This is a genomic window from Streptomyces cucumeris, from assembly GCF_024295805.1.
Lineage (GTDB): Bacteria > Actinomycetota > Actinomycetes > Streptomycetales > Streptomycetaceae > Streptomyces > Streptomyces cucumeris.
Window position 1 is genome coordinate 18348 of the sequence record NZ_JANCLX010000007.1, and the last position, 17281, is coordinate 35628.

The 17281-nt window shown below is 73.0% G+C and carries 16 protein-coding genes; 11 read left to right on the top strand and 5 right to left on the bottom strand.

The features are described from left to right. Positions 1 to 188: 188 nt before the first annotated feature. From NMK44_RS12580 to NMK44_RS12590, 3 genes are all read left to right on the top strand, one after another. A complete protein-coding gene (locus NMK44_RS12580; RefSeq protein ID WP_254741810.1) occupies positions 189 to 872 on the top strand; it encodes a DUF305 domain-containing protein in 684 nt (227 codons plus the stop codon). 129 nt (positions 873 to 1001) lie between these two features. Further along, on the top strand, positions 1002 to 2363 hold the full coding sequence (locus NMK44_RS12585) for an FAD-dependent oxidoreductase (RefSeq protein WP_254741812.1): 1362 nt from the start codon (positions 1002 to 1004) through the stop codon (positions 2361 to 2363). Between the two features lie 271 nt (positions 2364 to 2634). Then, complete coding sequence (locus tag NMK44_RS12590) at positions 2635 to 4098, top strand: nucleobase:cation symporter-2 family protein (protein WP_254741814.1); 1464 nt, start codon at positions 2635 to 2637, stop codon at positions 4096 to 4098. On the opposite strand, the gene NMK44_RS12595 is transcribed toward NMK44_RS12590, so the two are convergent. Together NMK44_RS12595 and NMK44_RS12600 are read right to left on the bottom strand one after the other, a co-directional pair. Next, positions 4012 to 4386, bottom strand: coding sequence for an ArsR/SmtB family transcription factor (locus NMK44_RS12595; RefSeq protein WP_254741816.1), 375 nt, complete (start codon positions 4384 to 4386; stop codon positions 4012 to 4014). The genes NMK44_RS12590 and NMK44_RS12595 overlap by 87 nt on opposite strands. 140 nt (positions 4387 to 4526) lie before the next feature. Beyond that, positions 4527 to 5612, bottom strand: a complete 1086-nt coding sequence (locus tag NMK44_RS12600; protein WP_254741818.1) for an NADH:flavin oxidoreductase/NADH oxidase — start codon at positions 5610 to 5612, stop codon at positions 4527 to 4529. 241 nt (positions 5613 to 5853) lie between these two features. On the opposite strand from NMK44_RS12600, the gene NMK44_RS12605 reads away from it, so the two are divergent. From NMK44_RS12605 to NMK44_RS12625, 5 genes are all read left to right on the top strand, one after another. Then, entirely contained in the window at positions 5854 to 6948 is a 1095-nt protein-coding gene (locus NMK44_RS12605; RefSeq protein WP_254741820.1) for a WD40/YVTN/BNR-like repeat-containing protein, read from the top strand. A 76-nt stretch (positions 6949 to 7024) separates the two neighbouring features. Beyond that, positions 7025 to 7702 carry a uracil-DNA glycosylase gene (locus tag NMK44_RS12610; protein ID WP_254741822.1) on the top strand — a complete coding sequence of 226 codons (678 nt, stop codon included), beginning with the start codon at positions 7025 to 7027 and terminating at the stop codon, positions 7700 to 7702. A gap of 39 nt (positions 7703 to 7741) precedes the next feature. Further along, a complete protein-coding gene (locus tag NMK44_RS12615) occupies positions 7742 to 8563 on the top strand; it encodes an LURP-one-related family protein (protein WP_254741824.1) in 822 nt (273 codons plus the stop codon). A 4-nt stretch (positions 8564 to 8567) separates the two neighbouring features. Next, entirely contained in the window at positions 8568 to 9584 is a 1017-nt protein-coding gene (locus NMK44_RS12620) for an N-acetylglucosamine kinase (RefSeq protein ID WP_254741826.1), read from the top strand. A gap of 381 nt (positions 9585 to 9965) precedes the next feature. Further along, complete coding sequence (locus tag NMK44_RS12625) at positions 9966 to 10961, top strand: sirohydrochlorin chelatase family protein (protein ID WP_254741829.1); 996 nt, start codon at positions 9966 to 9968, stop codon at positions 10959 to 10961. Positions 10962 to 11047: 86 nt separating this feature from the next. Here NMK44_RS12625 and NMK44_RS12630 read toward each other — a convergent pair whose 3' ends face one another. Continuing rightward, positions 11048 to 12088, bottom strand: a complete 1041-nt coding sequence (locus NMK44_RS12630; protein ID WP_254741831.1) for a lactonase family protein — start codon at positions 12086 to 12088, stop codon at positions 11048 to 11050. A gap of 147 nt (positions 12089 to 12235) precedes the next feature. After that, positions 12236 to 13741, bottom strand: coding sequence for an FUSC family protein (locus NMK44_RS12635; RefSeq protein WP_254742578.1), 1506 nt, complete (start codon positions 13739 to 13741; stop codon positions 12236 to 12238). A gap of 362 nt (positions 13742 to 14103) precedes the next feature. Between NMK44_RS12635 and NMK44_RS12640 the strand changes: the two genes are divergently transcribed. Next, on the top strand, positions 14104 to 14658 hold the full coding sequence (locus NMK44_RS12640; RefSeq protein ID WP_254741833.1) for a WXG100 family type VII secretion target: 555 nt from the start codon (positions 14104 to 14106) through the stop codon (positions 14656 to 14658). Beyond that, positions 14655 to 15797, top strand: a complete 1143-nt coding sequence (locus tag NMK44_RS12645; protein ID WP_254741835.1) for a hypothetical protein — start codon at positions 14655 to 14657, stop codon at positions 15795 to 15797. Before NMK44_RS12640 ends, NMK44_RS12645 begins: the two co-directional genes overlap by 4 nt. A 36-nt stretch (positions 15798 to 15833) precedes the next feature. Here NMK44_RS12645 and NMK44_RS12650 read toward each other — a convergent pair whose 3' ends face one another. Continuing rightward, entirely contained in the window at positions 15834 to 16673 is an 840-nt protein-coding gene (locus NMK44_RS12650) for an undecaprenyl-diphosphate phosphatase (RefSeq protein WP_254741837.1), read from the bottom strand. Positions 16674 to 16762: 89 nt separating this feature from the next. Here NMK44_RS12650 and NMK44_RS12655 point away from each other — a divergent pair, with 89 nt between their 5' ends. Beyond that, complete coding sequence (locus NMK44_RS12655) at positions 16763 to 17275, top strand: Lrp/AsnC family transcriptional regulator (RefSeq protein WP_254741839.1); 513 nt, start codon at positions 16763 to 16765, stop codon at positions 17273 to 17275. Positions 17276 to 17281 lie beyond the last annotated feature (6 nt).

The window sequence follows — 17281 nt, forward strand, 5'->3', positions numbered from 1 at the left end:
AGGCCGCTCCGAGGTATCTGCGCCGATGCGGGGATCTGTCCCACGGCTTCACTGCGTCCTCCCATGTCCGGTGTCCCCGTTCGGGGTTGAACGGTTCGCGGACGAGGGCAGTATGGCGCTTTCCATGTACACCACAACAGGGAGCTACATAATCGTCTCAAGAGAATTCCCACGCCCCGGGAGGCCACGTGTCGCACCGCCGTACGTCGCTCCGCATCGCGTCCCTCACCCTCGCGGCGGCCGCCGCCCTGGCGCTCACCCTCACCGGATGCGACGGACAGGGCGGGGGGAGGTCCGACACGGGCCGGGGGAAGGACGGCGGCCCGGCGGTCATCGCACCGGGCGCGCCCGGTGAGTCGGCCCGGACCCTGAACTCCGACGAGGCCGCGGCGGCGCGGGACGACGACTCCCCCAACGCGGCGGACCGGTCCTATGTCCGCATGATGATCGAGCACCACCGGCAGGCGCTGGTGATGACCGCCCTGGCGCCCGACCGGGCCGGTTCGGACCGGCTCAGACGGCTCGCGGAGCGCATCGCCGCCGGTCAGGGGCCGGAGATCGACGCGATGAAGGGCTGGCTGAAGACCGAGGGCGGCGGACGGCCCGGAGAACACGGGAAACACGGGAAACACGGGGAACACGGCGCGATGCCCGGGATGGCCACCCCGGAAGAGCTGGACGCGCTGCGCGCCGCGAAGGGCGCCGCCTTCGACCGGCTCTTCCTCAGACTGATGATCGCCCATCACCGGGGCGCGGTCAGTATGGCGACGGACGTCCTCGCCAAGGGCAACAACGTACGGGTGGAGGAGATGGCGGGCGATGTGATCGCCCAGCAGAGCAGCGAGATCCGGCGGATGCGGCGGCTGGCGTAACCGCTTACCGGCGGACGGCGCCGCCCGGCGGTGCCCCGTCACCCGTGCCGGTCACAACGGCGCACGGGTACCTCACACCGGGCGCCCCCCGGTGCAATGCTGGAGACATCCTCCGGAAGGAGCTCCTCCGTGCTGCGTGTCGCGGTCGTCGGATCCGGGCCGAGCGGGGTGTACACGGCCCAGGCACTGGTCGAACAGCGAGCCGTCCCCGAGGTGACGGTGGATGTGCTGGACCGGCTGCCGTGCCCGTACGGTCTGGTGCGCTACGGCGTGGCCCCGGACCACGAGAAGATCAAGTCCCTCCAGAACACCCTGCGCGCGGTGCTGGAACACCCCCGGGTGCGCTTTCTCGGCCATGTGCCGGTCGGGCCGCCGCCGCTGACGCCCGAGCGGCTGCTCGGCGTCTACCACGCGGTGGTCTACTGCGTCGGGGCGGCGGCCGACCGGCGGCTCGGCGTCCCCGGCGAGGATCTGCCGGGCAGCGCCTCCGCCACCGACTTCGTCTCCTGGTACAGCGCCCATCCGGACGCGTCCGGCGATGCCTTCGGGCCCGGTGACGCCTTCGCGCTCGGCGCCCGCTCCGCGGTGGTGATCGGGGTCGGCAACGTCGCGGTGGACGTGGCACGGATCCTGGCCCGCGGAGCGGAGGAGCTGCGCCCCACCGATGTGCCGCACGCCGCGCTCGGGGCACTCGCCGACAGCCGGGTGACCGATGTGCACATGGTCGGCAGACGCGGTCCGTCACAGGCGAAGTTCACCACCAAGGAACTGCGGGAGCTGGGCGCCCTCACCGGCGCCGAGGTGCTGGTGCACCCCGGGGAGCTGGCGCTCGACCCGGCGTACGGCGATCCGTCGGAGCTGCCCGGCCAGGGCCGGCGCAATGTCGAGGTGCTGCGCGGCTGGGCGGGGCGCGCGCCGCTGGGCCGGGCGCGCCGGATCCATCTGCGGTTCTTCCTGCGGCCGGTGGCACTGCTGGGTCAGCACGCGGTGCACGCCGTGCGCTTCGAGCGGACCGCCCCGGACGGGAGCGGCGGGGTCGCGGGCACCGGGGTGTTCGAGGAGATCGAGGCGCAACTGGTGCTGCGGTCGGTGGGCTACCGGGGCGTGGCGCTGCCGGGGCTGCCCTTCGACGCCGACCGGGGCACGGTGCCCAACGCGGCGGGCCGGGTGCTGCGCGACGGGGCGCCCTCGCCCGGTGAGTACGTGGCGGGGTGGATCAAGCGGGGGCCGACCGGGGTGATCGGCACCAACCGCCCCTGCGCCAAGGAGACGGTGGCCGCGCTGTTGGCCGACGCCGAGGCGCTGACGGCCCGTCCGGTGGCCGACGATCCGCTGCGGGAGCTGCGCGCGGCCGGGCTGGAGCCGGTGCGGTGGCCGGGATGGCTGCGGATCGAGGCGGCGGAGGCCGCGCTCGGACAGACGCTGGGGCGTCCGACGGTGAAGATCCCGGACTGGACGGGGCTGCTGGGCGCGGCGCACCAGCGGGACTGACCCCGGCGGCGCGACCGGTCCGGTGCTGGCCGTGACCGGCGCCGCGATCTGCGCCCTGACCTGCCCGGGGGCCGGCCCCCGGGACCCGTCGCCGATGACGCGATCCGGTTCCGGCTGTCCCGGATCCTGCCGCAAGGGTTGACACAGATCGGCAACGGCCCTGAAATCAACAGACTGTTGAATCCCTCTGCGTCCGGTCCGTTCCCCCCGCCGCGGGAACGGACCGCCCGGCCGTCCCCACTCCCCCCGCCGTACCGCGCAAGGAGCAGGCATGACATCCGTACGTCCCGTACGCCACCCCGTGGACGAGATACCACCGGCCGGCCGGCTCACGGCCCTGGGCCTCCAGCATGTGCTGGCCATGTACGCCGGGGCGGTCGCGGTACCGCTGATCGTCGGCGGCGCGATGAAGCTCTCCCCCACCGACCTGGCCTATCTCATCAACGCCGATCTGCTGCTGTGCGGGATCGCGACCGTGCTCCAGTGCGTGGGGCTGTGGCGATTCGGCGTCCGGCTGCCGATCATGCAGGGCTGTACCTTCGCCGCGGTCACCCCGATGGTGCTCATCGGCACCGAGGGCGGCGGACTGCCCGCGATCTACGGTTCGGTGATCGTGTCCGGACTGGCGATGATGCTGCTGGCACCGGTCTTCGGGCGGCTGCTGCGGTTCTTCCCGCCACTGGTGACCGGCACGGTGATCCTGGTCATCGGACTCTCGCTGCTGCCGGTCGCGGGCAACTGGGCGGCGGGCGGCCAGGGCGCCCCGGACTTCGGGGAGCCGAAGAACCTCGGCCTCGCCGGTGCCGTACTGGCCCTGGTGATCGTCGTCCAGCGGTTCGGGCCCGGGTTCCTCGGCCGGGTCGCGGTGCTGGTCGGCATCGTGGGCGGGACCGCGCTCTCCGTACCGCTGGGGTTCACCGACTTCTCCGGGGTGGGCGACGCCGGCTGGGTGGGCGTCTCCACCCCGTTCCACTTCGGCGCGCCGACGTTCGAGGCGGCGGCCGTGGTGTCGATGCTGATCGTGGCCCTGGTGACGATGACCGAGACCACCGGTGACTTCATCGCGGTGGGCGAGATGACCGACCGTCCGGTGGACGGCCGGCGGCTGGCGGACGGATTGCGCGCGGATGGCGCCGCGACCGTGCTCGGCGGTGTCTTCAACACCTTCCCGTACACCGCCTTCGCGCAGAACGTGGGACTGGTGGGGATGACCCGGGTGCGCAGCCGGTGGGTGGTGGCGGCCGCGGGCGGACTGCTGGTGGTGCTGGGGCTCGCGCCGAAGCTGGGCGCGGTCGTGGCGGCGATCCCGGCCCCGGTGCTGGGCGGGGCCGGACTGGTGATGTTCGGTACGGTCGCCGCGAGCGGACTGCGGACGCTCGCGGCGGTGGAGTTCCGGGACAACCACAACCTCATGGTGGTGGCGGTGTCGGTCGGCATCGGACTGCTGCCGGTCGGGGTGCCGGGGGTCTACCAGGAGTTCCCGGACTGGTTCCAGACGGTGATGAACAGCGGGATCAGCGCGGGCTGTGTGACGGCCATCGTGCTCAATCTGCTCTTCAACCATCTGCCGGGCGGCCGGACCCCGGACCGGGACCCGGCCACGGCCGCCGGTTCAGCCCCGGCCCCCGGTTCGGCCCCGGCCGCCGGTTCAGCCCCGGTCGCCGTCGACGCGCCCGTCCTGGAGGGCGGCGGCGGCCAGCACGCTGTCGAGCAGACCGGGGAACAGCGCGTCTAGGTCCTCCCGGCGCAGGGCGTTCATCTTGGCGGTGCCCCGGTAGATCTGGTAGATCACCCCGGCCTCGCGCAGCACCCGGCAGTGGTGGGTGGTGGTGGACTTGCTGACGGGCAGGTCGAGGACCGTGCAGGACACCTCGCCCGAGTCCTCCGCCAGCGTCCGCACCACCCGCATCCGCATCGGGTCGGCCAGCGCGTGCAGCACTCCCTCGAGATGGATCTCCGCGCGCTGCGGATGCTCCAACGAGCGGCCGGCCGCCTGGGCCTGGGAGGTGGTCTGCGTAGGCACGGGTGCTCCTCGTCATGGACGGTTCACCCCTATGGTACGAAACCCATCGTAGTTTGACACTTTCCGTATGACGAGGGGCTCCGGGGCCATGGGCCGGTCCGCCGGGCGCCGTTGGGGACATGGCTCGCCCGGCGACGCGCTCAGTGGATCGCGTAGCCGTACGGCTCGGGCGCGTACACCTGGGCGTCCAGCTCCCGGGCGGCCTGGCGGGCGAAGGAGGGGTTGCGCAGCAGCTCACGGCCGAGCAGCACGGCGTCCGCCTCACCACCCGCGACGATCTTCTCGGCCTGTCCGGGCTCGGTGATCAGCCCGACGGCGGCGACCGGCAGCCCGGTCTCCCGGCGCACCCGGGCGGCGAACGGGACCTGGTAGCCGGGCCCGACGGGAATGCGCACCCCGGTGGCATTCCCCCCGCTGGAGACGTCGAGCAGATCCACGCCGTGCTCCTTGAGCAGCGCGGCGAACGCCACGGTGTCGTCCGGCGTCCAGCCGTCGCGCTCCAGCCAGTCGGTGGCCGAGACACGGAAGAACAGCGGCAGCTCCTCCGGCCAGACGGCGCGCACCGCGTCGACGACCTCGAGGGCGAAGCGGACGCGGTTCTCCAGGGAGCCGCCGTAGCGGTCGGTGCGGTGGTTGCTGTGCGGGGAGAGGAACTCACCGATCAGATAGCCGTGGGCGCCGTGGATCTCGATGACCTCGAACCCGGCGGTCCGGGCGCGCCGCGCGGCGGCCGCGAACTGCCCGACGATCTCGGCGATCCCCTCCTCGGTGAGCTCGTCGGGCACCAGGTGGCGCTCGCCGAAGGCGACCGGGCTCGGGGCGAGCGGCCGCCAGCCGCCCTCGTCCAGTGCGAGCGGCGCGCCACCGCGCCAGGGGGCGTCGGTACCGGACTTGCGCCCGGCGTGGCCGAGCTGGATACCGGGGACCGTGCCGTGCCGCTTGAGGAAGCCGGCGATCCGGCCGAACGCCTCGGTCTGCCGGTCGTTCCAGAGGCCCAGGTCATGGGGGCTGATCCGGCCCTCGGCGGAGACCGCGGTGGCCTCGACGAGGATCAGACCGGTGCCGCCGGTGGCGCGGGCGGCGTAGTGCGCGAAGTGCCAGTCGTGCGGGACTCCGGCGTCCTCGCCGCTCGCCACGGCGCTGTACTGGCACATCGGCGCCATCCATATGCGGTTGGGGATGGTCACCGACCGCAGGGTGACGGGCTCGAAGAGGGCAGCACTCATGAACGTCTCCAGTTCGTCCGCGCCCGGCCGGCCGGCCGTGCACTAGTACGGTACTCATCGTATTACGGCGGTCGTCAAATTACGATGCCCTTCGTACCACGGCCTCCGGATGCGACACCCGGCGATATCCCGGCTCCCCTGAGGCGCCGATGCCGGTGGCGGGGTGCAGACTCATGGATGACGGACACATCCGCCACGTCCCGCCATCCGCACCTCCCCGCACCTCAAGGAGTGAGCCGTCATGGACGACGTCCTGCTCGCCATCGGCACCCGCAAGGGCCTGTTCCTCGCCCGCCGGAGCGGACCCTCCGGCGTGGACTGGGAGTTCACCGGTCCGCACTTCCCGATGCAGGCGGTGTACTCCGTCGGTATCGACACCCGCCGCGGCCGCCCCCGGCTGCTCGCCGGTGCCGACAGCTCCCACTGGGGTCCCTCGGTCTTCCGCTCCGACGACCTGGGGCGGACCTGGCACGAGCCCGCCCGGCCCGCGGTGCGGTTCCCCGAGGGCACCGACACCTCGCTGGAGCGGGTGTGGCAGCTGCACCCGGCGGGCCCCGCGGCGCCCGAGGTGGTGTGGGCGGGCACCGAGCCGGGCGCGCTGTTCCGCTCCGCGGACGGCGGTGAGAGCTTCGACTTCGTCCGGGCGCTGTGGGACCACCCCCAGCGGCCGTCGTGGGGCGCGGGGTACGGCGGCCAAGCAGTGCACACCGTGGTCACCGATCCGCGGGACGCGGACACGGTCGTGGTCGCGGTGTCCTCGGGCGGGGTGTACCGCACCACCGACGGCGGGGCGAGCTGGGCGCCGTCCAACAACGGGCTCAAGGCGGAGTTCCTGCCCGATCCGTATCCGGACTTCGGCCAGTGCGTGCACAAGATCGCCCGGGACGCGGTCGACCCCGACCGGCTCTACCTCCAGAACCACGGCGGGGTCTACCGCAGCGACGACGGCGGGGTGCACTGGACCGAGATCGGCAAGGGGCTCCCGGCCGACTTCGGCTTCGCGATCGCCACCCATCCGCGGCGCGGCGGAGTGGCCTACGTCTTCCCGGTGATCGACGGCGGGGACCGCTATCCACCGGACTACCGCTGCCGGGTGTACCGCACCGACGACGCGGGTGCGTCCTGGACCGAGCGGTCCGCCGGACTGCCCGGTGAGCACCACTACGGGGTGGTGCTGCGGGACGCGCTGCGCACCGATGACGCGGACCCGGCCGGGGTCTACTTCGGCAATCGCAACGGCGAGGTGTACGCCAGCGCCGACGAGGGCGAGAGCTGGCGGCAGATCGCCCGGCACCTGCCGGACGTGCTGTGCGTACGGGCGGCCGTCGTCGGCTGACCGGGCGGGGGCGCGCGGCCGGAAGTGATCCACCGGGCGGCACACGGTCACCGGCTGAGCCACTAGAGTGACGCGGGTGGCAGCGCGACCCTTGAACGAAATTGTCGAACCGGGCTGGGCCAAGGCACTTGAGCCCGTCGAAGAGCGCATCGCGGCGATGGGCGACTTCCTGCGGGCCGAGATCGCGGCGGGCCGCACCTACCTCCCCGCGGGGGCCAACGTCCTGCGCGCCTTCCAGCAGCCCTTCGACGAGGTGAAGGTGCTGATCGTCGGTCAGGACCCGTATCCGACGCCGGGCCATGCGGTGGGCCTGAGCTTCTCCGTGGCGCCGGAGGTGCGCCCGCTGCCCGGCAGCCTGGAGAACATCTTCCGGGAGCTGCACACCGACCTCGGGCTGCCCCGTCCGTCCAACGGCGACCTCACACCCTGGACCGGGCAGGGCGTGCTGCTGCTGAACAAGGCGCTCACCACCGCTCCGCGCCGGCCCGCCGCCCACCGCGGCAAGGGCTGGGAGGAGGTCACCGAGCAGGCCATCCGGGCCCTCGCCGGGCGCGGCCGTCCGCTGGTGTCCATCCTGTGGGGCCGGGACGCCCGCGCGGTGCGCCCGCTGCTGGGTCCCCTTCCGGCGGTGGAGTCCGCCCACCCCTCCCCCATGTCGGCCGACCGCGGCTTCTTCGGATCACGGCCGTTCAGCCGCGCCAACGACCTCCTGGTACAGCAGGGAGCGCAACCCGTGGACTGGCGCCTTCCCTGACCGCCTCGGTGACGGGGGCCGACAGGTAGTCTGCCCGCCATGACGACACATCCGAACACCCCTGCGGGCTGGTACGCCGACCCGCAGGGCACGCCGAATCAGCTGCGCTGGTGGGACGGCGCCCAGTGGACCGAGCACACCCACCCCGGCCAGCCGGGTCAGGTCCCCCCGCAGCAGGCGGCCCAGCCCCACCCCAATCCGGCCAAGGTCCAGCACCAGGTCCAGCACCAGGCGCATGTGGCCCCGGGCGGGGGCGGCGGCGGCACCCTGTTCACCGAGCCGGTGCTGGTGGTGAACCAGAAGGCCAAGCTGATCGAGCTCACCAATGAGTACAGCGTGTTCGACCAGCACGGCCGCACCATCGGATCGGTCGTGCAGATCGGTCAGAGCACGCTGAAGAAGGTCGCGCGCTTCGTCTCCAGCCTCGACCAGTTCATGACCCACAAGCTGGAGATCCGGGACGCCAACGGGCAGCCGCATCTGGTGCTCACCCGTCCCGCGAAGTTCATCAAGTCCAAGGTGCTGGTGACGCGCCCGGACGGACAGCCGGTCGGCGATATCGTCCAGCAGAACGCCATCGGCAAGATCAACTTTGGTATCCATGTCAACGGCCAGCAGATCGGCGCCATCAAGGCCGAGAACTGGCGGGCCTGGAACTTCGCCATCGTCGACCACACGGACGCCGAGATCGCCAGGATCACCAAGACCTGGGAAGGTCTGGCGAAGACCATGTTCACCACGGCGGACAACTACGTCCTCCAGATCCACCGCCAGCTGCCCGACCCGCTGCTGAGCCTGGTGGTGGCCACCGCGCTGACCGTGGACACCGCGCTCAAGCAGGACGCCCGAGGGTTCGGCTGAGCCGGTGACCGGCCCCTGTGTGCTGGGTATCGACTCCGGGGGATCCGGCGTACGCGTGGGTGTGGCGCGCGTCGGCCAGTCGTCGGGCGGCTCCGCGGAGAAGCCGCTGACCTGGTCCTCGCCCACTCCCGCCGCCGTGGGCGAGCGCGGGATCGACGCGGCCGGGCTGCTGGCCCGCGTCCTGCCAGCCGCCCACGAGCTGGTGCGCGAGGCCGGGGCGGGGCGGGTGGACGCGGTCTGCGTCGGAGCGACGGGTATGGCCTCGCTCGGCGATGATCTGCGCGCCACCCTGCCGGACGCGCTCACCGACGCGTTCGGGGTACGCCGACTGGCCCTGGCGGCCGACGCGGTGACCGCGTACGCCGGAGCGCTCGGCCAGCGGCCCGGCGCGGTGGTCGCCGCGGGCACCGGCATGATCGCGCTCGGCGCGCTGCCGGGGGGCCGGGGCGCGCAGGCGCACCCCGGCGGCTGGCGGCGGGCCGACGGCTGGGGCCATCTACTGGGCGACTGCGGTGGCGGGGCGTGGATCGGCCGCGCGGGCCTGGAGGCGGCGATGCGCGCGTACGACGGCCGCGAGGGCGGATCGCGGCCGCTGCTGGACCGGGCGGAGGCGCTGTTCGGGCCCGCGGCCCAGCTACCGGGCGTGCTGTATCCCCGTCAGGACCGGCCCGCCGTCCTGGCCTCGTTCGCCCCCGAGGTGGGCCGGCTGGCCGGGGCGGATCCGGTCGCGCACGGCATCCTGCGGGACGCCGCCCGCCATATCGCGCAGGCGGCGGAGGCGGTCTGCCCCCGTGTGGCCTCCCCCGAAGTCGCCCTCACCGGCGGCCTTTTCCGCATGGGCGCGCCCCTGCTGGACCCGCTGCGCACGGAGTTGTCGACGCGCCTGCCGGCGGCCCGGCTGACCGAGGCGCCCGGCGACCCCCTGGACGGCGCGCTGTGCGTGGCGGCGGCCCTGGCGACACACGACCTCCGACTGCCGCGGGACGCGGCCCTGCTGACGGTCGTGGACACGACCACCTGAACAGGGTCCGCGGCCGGGGGCCCGTGCCCGCGCGGAAGGCGCGACGCCTCGCGCGGACGCAGGGACGGACGGCCCCGTCCCCGACACCGCCGGAAGACCAACGGCCGCCCGCGGACCCGCCGTACGCGAACCGGGGGTCGACCGTACCTTCGGGCCCGGACCCGGCATCCGCTTCGCCCTCCGCAACGGCGCTCCGTGCCCTCGGGCGTCCGACCTGCGGAGACTCAGATCCGCAATTCGGACAGGTTGGTGGTTACGCGAACATCCCCGACCGCTCAGCGCTCATCAATGAACAGCGCGGCTCGGCAAAAGGGGACAGATAACGCCCTGTCGCACCCCTCCCGAACAGCCGAGCCCATGAAGCGACTAACATGCGGCGCCATGAGCTCCCCCACTGGGCCCGCGTCCGGCCTGCCTGTACGAATGCCTCGCCCCCGCCAGCCCGGACGGCACCGCCGACCGGAGCCCGCCGCCGCACCCCTCGGCGCGCCTCCGCTGGTGCTGGCCGTTCCGGGCACCCCGGAAGCGGCCACGCGGAGCCTGGCCGAGGAGGTCGTGAGCATCGCGCGCTCCGAGCTGCCCGGCCTCGACGTCCACATCGGTTACGTGGACGGCGACGGCGAGGAGTTCCCGCAGCTCGAGAGCGTGCTGACGCTGGCCGCGCAGGACCGCGCCGAGCGCGTCCGGCAGGCGACCGAGGCCGCCAAGGCCGCCGCCGCGGCCACCGCGGAGGCCATCGCCGCCGCCGAGGCCGCGGGCGAGGAGATCCCGCCGCTGCCGCCCGAGCCCAGCATCCCCACCGACGGCCCCTCCGCCGTGGTGGTCCCGCTGCTCGCGGGCCCGGACAACGCGCTGCTGCGCCGGATACGCCAGGCCGTCATGAGCAGCGGCTCGGCCGCCGAGCTCACCGATGTCCTCGGCCCGCACCCGCTGCTCGCCGAGGCCCTGCACGTGCGGCTGTCGGAGGCGGGCCTGGCCCGCGCCGACCGCGCCCGGCTGTTCACGGTCGCGACCGCGGCCGACGGCATCATCCTGGCCACGGTCGGCGGTGAGGAGGCGGCCCAGGCCGGTGGCATCACCGGCATGCTGCTCTCCGCGCGCCTGGCCGTGCCGGTGATGGCCGCGGCCCTGGACGAGGACGGCGCGGTCCTCCGCGTCGCCGACCAGCTCCGTTCGGCCGGTTCCGGCCGGCTCGCGCTCGCGCCGTACCTCATCGGCCCGGAGGTCGCCGCCGGGCTGACCGCCGCCGCCGCGGAGGAGGCGGGCTGTGCCGCGGCCGAGGCGCTCGGCGCCTACCCGGCCGTGGGCAAGCTGGTGCTGGCCAAGTACGCGGCGTCGCTGGGACTCACCCTCCCGGGCAGCTCGGCCATGCGCTGACGCGGCACGAACGCCGCGGGGGGGGGGGGGGGGGGGGGGGGGGGGGCCCCCCCCCCCCCCCCCACCGCGCGTAGGACCACCCGCATTCAGCCGAACACCACGCAGGACGCGGCGGGCGCCTGGAGGGACCCGGCCCGGCTCGGCACCCCCGTCGCGGGGTCCACGGTGAACCAGGTGACGTCGCCCGAGCGTTCATTGGCCGCGTACAGATGGCGCCCCGAAGGGCCGAGCGCCAGGTCCCGGGGCCAACTGCCGCCGCAGGGCGTGGTGGCGACCGGTTCCGGACGGTCACCGGAAGGGTCGAGCGCGAAGGTGGTGACGGTGTCGGAGCCACGGGCGGCGGCCCACAGCACGCGGCCGTCCCCCCGGACCACCACCTCGGAGGGGAAGCACGCGCCCGCGGTGGCGTCCGGGAGCACCGGCGTCTCGGCGAGCGGTTCCAGCGTGCCGTCCGCCGCGTCCCAGCGGCATGTCGTGATCACCGGCTCCAACTCGTTGATCAGGTACGCACGCTCACCGCGCGGATGGAAGGCGAGGTGGCGGGGGCCGCTGCCGGGCCGCAGGGGGACCGCGGTATGCGGCCGGAGGCCGGGCAGGGCGTAGATCCGTACGGTGTCGGTGCCCAGGTCGACGGTGAGCAGCCAGCGGCCCGAGGGGTCGGGGTGTACGGCGTGCGCATGGGGCCCGCGCTGCCGTTCGGGGTGCGGTCCGCTGCCCTCGTCCTGGAACACCGCCGTCGGCTCGCCGAGCGCACCGCCGTCCAGCACCGGGAGCGCGCTGACGCTGCCGGACACGTAGTTGGCGGTGAGCAGATGCCCGGCGGCGAGCGCAAGATGGGTGGGCCCCGCGCCGCGTACGGGGACGGGGCCGGCCAGCGGCGCGGGCGGCCGGCCGGGGTCGGCGACCGTGAGGGCGGCGGCCGCGCCGTCGTCGGTCTCGCTCACCGTGTAGAGGACGTCCCCGCCGGGTGCGAGGGCCAGGTACGAGGGGTTGGTGACCGCGTCCGTGGTGTGCCGGGGACGCAGCGCCCCCGACTCCGGATCGAGGTCGGCCACGGTGATCCCGGCGCCGCCCTCCGAGGTGAACGATCCGATGAAGGCCCGCTGTCCCGTGTCCGTCCCGGCCATCCCGCCGCCCTTCCGTCGACTCCGCTGCCGGGCCGACGGTAACAGCAAGGTCTAGACCAAGCGATCCCCGCCGGGCCGTGTCCGGACACCCGGGTCCCACGAGCCCCCGGCCGTACGAACCCGTGCAGGCCCCGGCGGGGCGCGGTGTCAGGCCCGGACGGGCGCGGCGGCGTGGCCGCCCAGCGGGGCCGCGAGCGTGGCCAGTGAGCGCTCCAGGTCGTGCAGCTGGGCCAGGGCCCGGTCCCTATGCGGATGCGGAGCCGGGTGGGCCGCGGGCGCGGCGGATTCGGCGGCCGCGGCGGCATCGGCGCCGGGGGTCATCAGCCGTCCCACCGCGGTCTCCACCCGGCGGCAGGCGGTGATCAGCCGCGCGTCATGACGGGCGTCCGGGTCGGCGGCCAGCTCGGCGAGACCGCGCACCTGCCGGGCGCAGTCATCGAGCCCCACCATGATCTGACGGGCGCGGGCCCGGCGGGCGCGCAGCGGGCTGAGCGGGTGCAGCAGCGGCGCGACCGACATCCGCAGCCGTACCAGCGCCGACTCCAGCTCGGCCACATGCGGCGCGGGATCGGCCGCCGGGTCCCCGGCGAGCCGTCGCGCGGACGCGGCGGCGCACTGCCGTACGCATTCCAGCGCGCCGCGCACCCAGGCGTCGCTGGCGGCGTGCGTGGTGACCGGGAGGACCACGGCGACGGCCAGCGCCGCGCCGATCGCACCGACGGCGGTCTGCTCCAGCCGCAGCGTGAGCAGCCCGGGATGGAGCACACCGAGCAGCCCGTAGAGCAGTCCGGCCATGAGGGTCACGAACACCATCATCCAGCTGTAGGACAGCGCCGCGGTGTAGAAGATGCCGAAGACGCAGACGGCGACGAGGGCGGCGGTGGGAGCGGGCGCGCCGTGCAGAGGAACGGCCACCACCAGCCCGGCCGCGATCCCGCAGCCGGTGCCGAGCACCCGGCGGAAGCCGCGGACGAGCGTCTCCCCGCGCGAGGCGGTGTTCACGAAGATCCACCACGCGGTGCCGACGGCCCAGTACCAGCGCTCACCGGAGACTGCCTGACCGACGGCGAGGGCGAAGGCGCAGGCCACGACCGCCTGGAACGCCTGCCGGGTGGCGGGCCTGGCCAGCCCGCGGCCGCCCGGCGGCGCGGGGGCCGCGGGCGGTGGGTCACGCCGCTCCAGCGGCCAGCCGACGAAGCGTACGAGCGCCGCCGCGAGCACACCGGTCAGCACCGCCACGGTCAGCAGCGGCAGTTCCGCGGGCAGCGCGTGCAGGAACTGCGCCGCGAAGAACATCATGAACGCGAAGATCCCCAGGGCGTTGCCCCTGGCCGCCCAGCGCCGGGCGGCCACCCCGCAGAAGACGACGGCGAGGAAGGCGGCGTCCCGCAGCGCGGGCGCGCCGTGCAGGGCGGCCGCCAGGGCGAGCACCGGCAGCCCCACGAGCGGGAGGACGGCGGTGGTGACGGCCTGCCGCCGGACCGTCGGATCGACCACGGTGAAGAGCGCGAGCAGCGCGGCGAGCCCGGACGCGATCACGGCGGGCAGCGGAAGCCCGGCCACCGTGGTGACCGCGACGGCCAGCCCGACGCCGAGGACGGCCCGTGCCGAGACGCGAAGCCGCAGGCGCCCCGGATCCGGCGCCATGAACATCCTCTTCAGCACTGCGTCCCGTTCTCCTTGTCCTCGCACGCGAAAGGCGTGCCCCCGTGGGAAAACCGCATGAAAAAGGCGCCGCGGGGGTCCGCAGCGCCATCGACACCCCCATCACAGCACCCGGAGGGCCCGTGGCTCAACAGAGCCCCGGTCCGCTGGGCCATTGGCCCAGTCCCGGCCCGCTCGGGACGGCCGGGAGCGAGCCATTGGACTACGTCTCTCCTACGTCATTCAGCTATGCCCTTTTAGGTGTTTTCGGCCAGCACACATACGCCTGCCACCTGACCATAATGACCGCTTTGCCGCATGGATGTTCGACTAGCATCCGAAGGTCATCGCCATGACGAACGGGGGAAATGATGGGTGATAATGATCTTCCACAGCCGAAAGACAGTGAACTCCCCTTACCTCCGGGCAAACCGCTGTCCGACGGACTGGTCGCCCCGCCGCCGCTGAAGGCGCCGCTGGGCGATCCGAACATCTACGACCCCGCCGCACCGGCCCCGCAGCGGCCGCTGGGGCCGGGCGTCCAGGGCCCCGTACCGCAGCACCTCGCGATCGCGCCCGGGGTGCTGCGCGGCGCGGCGGGCAAGGCGGACGACGTCTACGACACCCTTCACAAGCAGGCGGCCTCCCTGGAGGCGCCGACGTCCAAGGCGGCCAAGGGCGTCGAGGGGCTCGCGGTGCAAGGCGCGCTGACCCGTTCCCATAAGCACTGGGAGAAGCAGGCGGGCACGGTGACCGCGTGGCTCGCGTATATCTCGGAGAGCCTGCGGCTCGCCGCCAACACCCATGTGCAGCAGGACCAGGGCACCGGGAGCACCTTCGGCCAGGACAAGAAGAGCCCGTTCCTCCTGGACCGGACCGCCCCGCCGCTGGATCCGTCGGCCTCGTCGATATGGAGATACCGGTGACCGCCCCCGTCTCCTACTACGAGGCGCTCAAGACGGCCGACTTCGGGGCGCTGGAGACCCTGGCGCAGGCGTGGAAGGCCGTCCACGACAAGGTCAGGAACCTTGACGACAAGGTCCGTGACGAGGTGCTCAAACCCCTGAAGGACAAGGGGTACTGGGAGGGTATGGCCGCCCCCTACGCCTGGGCGCAGATCGATGACATCCAGCGCCAGGTCACCGCCGCCGCCAAGGTCGTGGACGCGGTGCGCCGTTCGCTGGAGGACGGGGCGGGTGAGCTGAAGGCCGCCCAGACGCGGCTGCGGGAGCTGGTGGCCGGGCTCGGGAAGGACCTGTTCGTCGACGCCAGGGGCGAGGTGCACTCGGTCGACGAGTGCAACGTGGACGCCGAGGTCAGCAAGAAGGCGAAGAAGACGGCCGAAGGCCCCCAGAAGGAACTCGACATGATCCTCCGGGACGCCTATGTGACCGACCAGAACCTGGCGGTCACCCTGATGGACAACATCGGCGCCGACCTGTGGTTCAACGGCGGGAAGGTCCGCACCGACATCAACCACACCAGCGGGATCAGCACCGACCGCTTCGACCAGATCGGCCGTGAGCTCAAAGGCCTTGACCCGGACCCGCGGAAGAACCACCTCACCCCGCGCACCCTGCTGACCAACTGGGTGGCCGGGACGGGTGATGACATGTACCAGTTCTCCCAGCACGATCCGTTCGTCGAGCAGCTCCGCAAGAGCGAGAGCATGGACAAGATCCGTGGCGACACCCTGGAGCAGTGGAAGAACGGCCAGGCGGAGGGGCGGCTGCACCACCGGATCTCCGGCCAGTCGTTCATGGGCCAGGTGGGCACCTACGCCAAGGACATGACGGGGCTTTCCGGGCTCGACAACCTGTGGGGCGGGGACACCAACGAGGCGCAGTCCCTGCTCGGTTCCTATGACATCGACTATGAGGTCAAGGGCACCGACCCCGACGGCAAACTGGTGGTGCAGTACTCCGTGAAGAATGACACCGACATGGAGTCGTTCATCCCCGGCTACCAGAAGGCGCAGCAGAAGCTGAACCACGACAGCGGGCCGGCCGCGGACATCAAGGAACGCATGGTGTGGACCGAGCGCATCGATCCGGCCGACCGCTGACCGGTTCCGCCCCTCGGCCCGCCGCCGGGCGGCGGCTCAGGCATGCAGTACGCCGCCGCCCAGCAGCCCGAACAGCAGCAGCCCCACCGCGATCCGGTAGACCACGAAGGCGTTGAAGGAGTGCTGCGCCACGTACCGCAGCAGCCAGGCGATGGAGGCGTAGGCCACCGCGAAGGACACGGCCGTGCCGACCGCCAGCGGGGCCACCGCCACCCCCGCGCCCACCGCGTCCTTCAGCTCGTACAGACCCGCGCCGGTCAGCGCCGGGATACCGAGGAAGAACGACAGCCGGGTGGCCGCCACCCGGTCCAGGTCCAGCAGCAGCGCGGTGGACATGGTCGCGCCGGAGCGGGAGAAGCCGGGGAAGAGCAGCGCGAGGATCTGTGCACAGCCGACGAGCATGGTGTCCCGGAAACCGGCGTCGTCCTCACCGCGCTTATGACGCCCCCGCCGGTCCGCGGCCCACATCACCGCGCTGCCCCCGATCAGTGATCCGGCCACCACCCACAGCGAGGCGAGCGGCCCCTCGATCAGCGGCTTGGCCGCCAGTCCGACGGCCACGATGGGGAGGGTGGCGAAGATGACCCACCAGCCGAACCGGTAGTCGTGGCGGTAGCGCTCCTCGGGGCGGACCAGACCACGGGCCCAGGCCCGGGTGATGCGCGCGATGTCCCCGGAGAAGTAGACCAGGGCCGCCGCGATGGCGCCCACCTGGATCACCGCGGTGAAGGCGACGACGGACCGGTGGTCCACCGGGATGCCCATCAGCCCCTCGGTGATCTTCAGATGTCCGGTGGAGGAGACCGGGAGGAATTCGGTCACCCCTTCCACCACACCGAGAACCGTCGCCTGTCCGATGCTGATCGCGCCGCTCACAGCCGTGAGTATCGTTGAACGACGGGGCCGCACCGCAGACCGACACCAGCGCCCCCGGGTACCACACAGCACGAAGGAGCCGGCGGCCGATGGCGACAGCGGTGGACGCGCTCGACGCGAAGATCCTGCGACTGCTGCTGGAGCAGCCGCGCACCAGCATCCGGGAGTACGCGCGGACGCTCGGCGTCGCCCGGGGCACGGTGCAGGCGCGGCTGGACCGGCTGGAGCGGGACGGGGTCATCACGGCCTACGGCCCGTCGCTGTCCCCCGCCGCGCTCGGCCACCCCGTCCTGGCGTTCGTCCACATCGAGGTCACCCAGGGCCATCTGGACGAGGTGGGAGACGCGGTGGCCGCGCTGCCGGAGATCATCGAGGCGTTCTCCATCACCGGCGGCGGCGATCTGATCACCCGGGTGGTGGCGCGGGACAACGCGCATCTGGAGGACGTCGTCCAGACGCTGATCCGGACGCCCGGTGTGGTGCGGACACGCACCGAGATGGCCCTCCGCGAGCGGGTGCGCTACCGGATGCTGCCGCTGGTGGAGGCGGTGGGCCGGGCCGCCCCGACGGCCCGCGCCCAGGAGCCGCGGACCCGGCCCTGACCACCG

Excerpts from the sequence above, each read along its gene's own strand:
- NMK44_RS12590 (WP_254741814.1), top strand. The coding sequence starts at position 2,635 with ATGACATCCGTACGTCCCGTACGCCACCCCGTGGACGAGATACCACCG.
- NMK44_RS12600 (WP_254741818.1), bottom strand. The coding sequence starts at position 5,612 with ATGAGTGCTGCCCTCTTCGAGCCCGTCACCCTGCGGTCGGTGACCATC.
- NMK44_RS12605 (WP_254741820.1), top strand. The coding sequence starts at position 5,854 with ATGGACGACGTCCTGCTCGCCATCGGCACCCGCAAGGGCCTGTTCCTC.
- NMK44_RS12615 (WP_254741824.1), top strand. The coding sequence starts at position 7,742 with ATGACGACACATCCGAACACCCCTGCGGGCTGGTACGCCGACCCGCAG.
- NMK44_RS12625 (WP_254741829.1), top strand. The coding sequence starts at position 9,966 with ATGAGCTCCCCCACTGGGCCCGCGTCCGGCCTGCCTGTACGAATGCCT.
- NMK44_RS12630 (WP_254741831.1), bottom strand. The coding sequence starts at position 12,088 with ATGGCCGGGACGGACACGGGACAGCGGGCCTTCATCGGATCGTTCACC.
- NMK44_RS12635 (WP_254742578.1), bottom strand. The coding sequence starts at position 13,741 with ATGTTCATGGCGCCGGATCCGGGGCGCCTGCGGCTTCGCGTCTCGGCA.
- NMK44_RS12640 (WP_254741833.1), top strand. The coding sequence starts at position 14,104 with ATGGGTGATAATGATCTTCCACAGCCGAAAGACAGTGAACTCCCCTTA.
- NMK44_RS12655 (WP_254741839.1), top strand. The coding sequence starts at position 16,763 with ATGGCGACAGCGGTGGACGCGCTCGACGCGAAGATCCTGCGACTGCTG.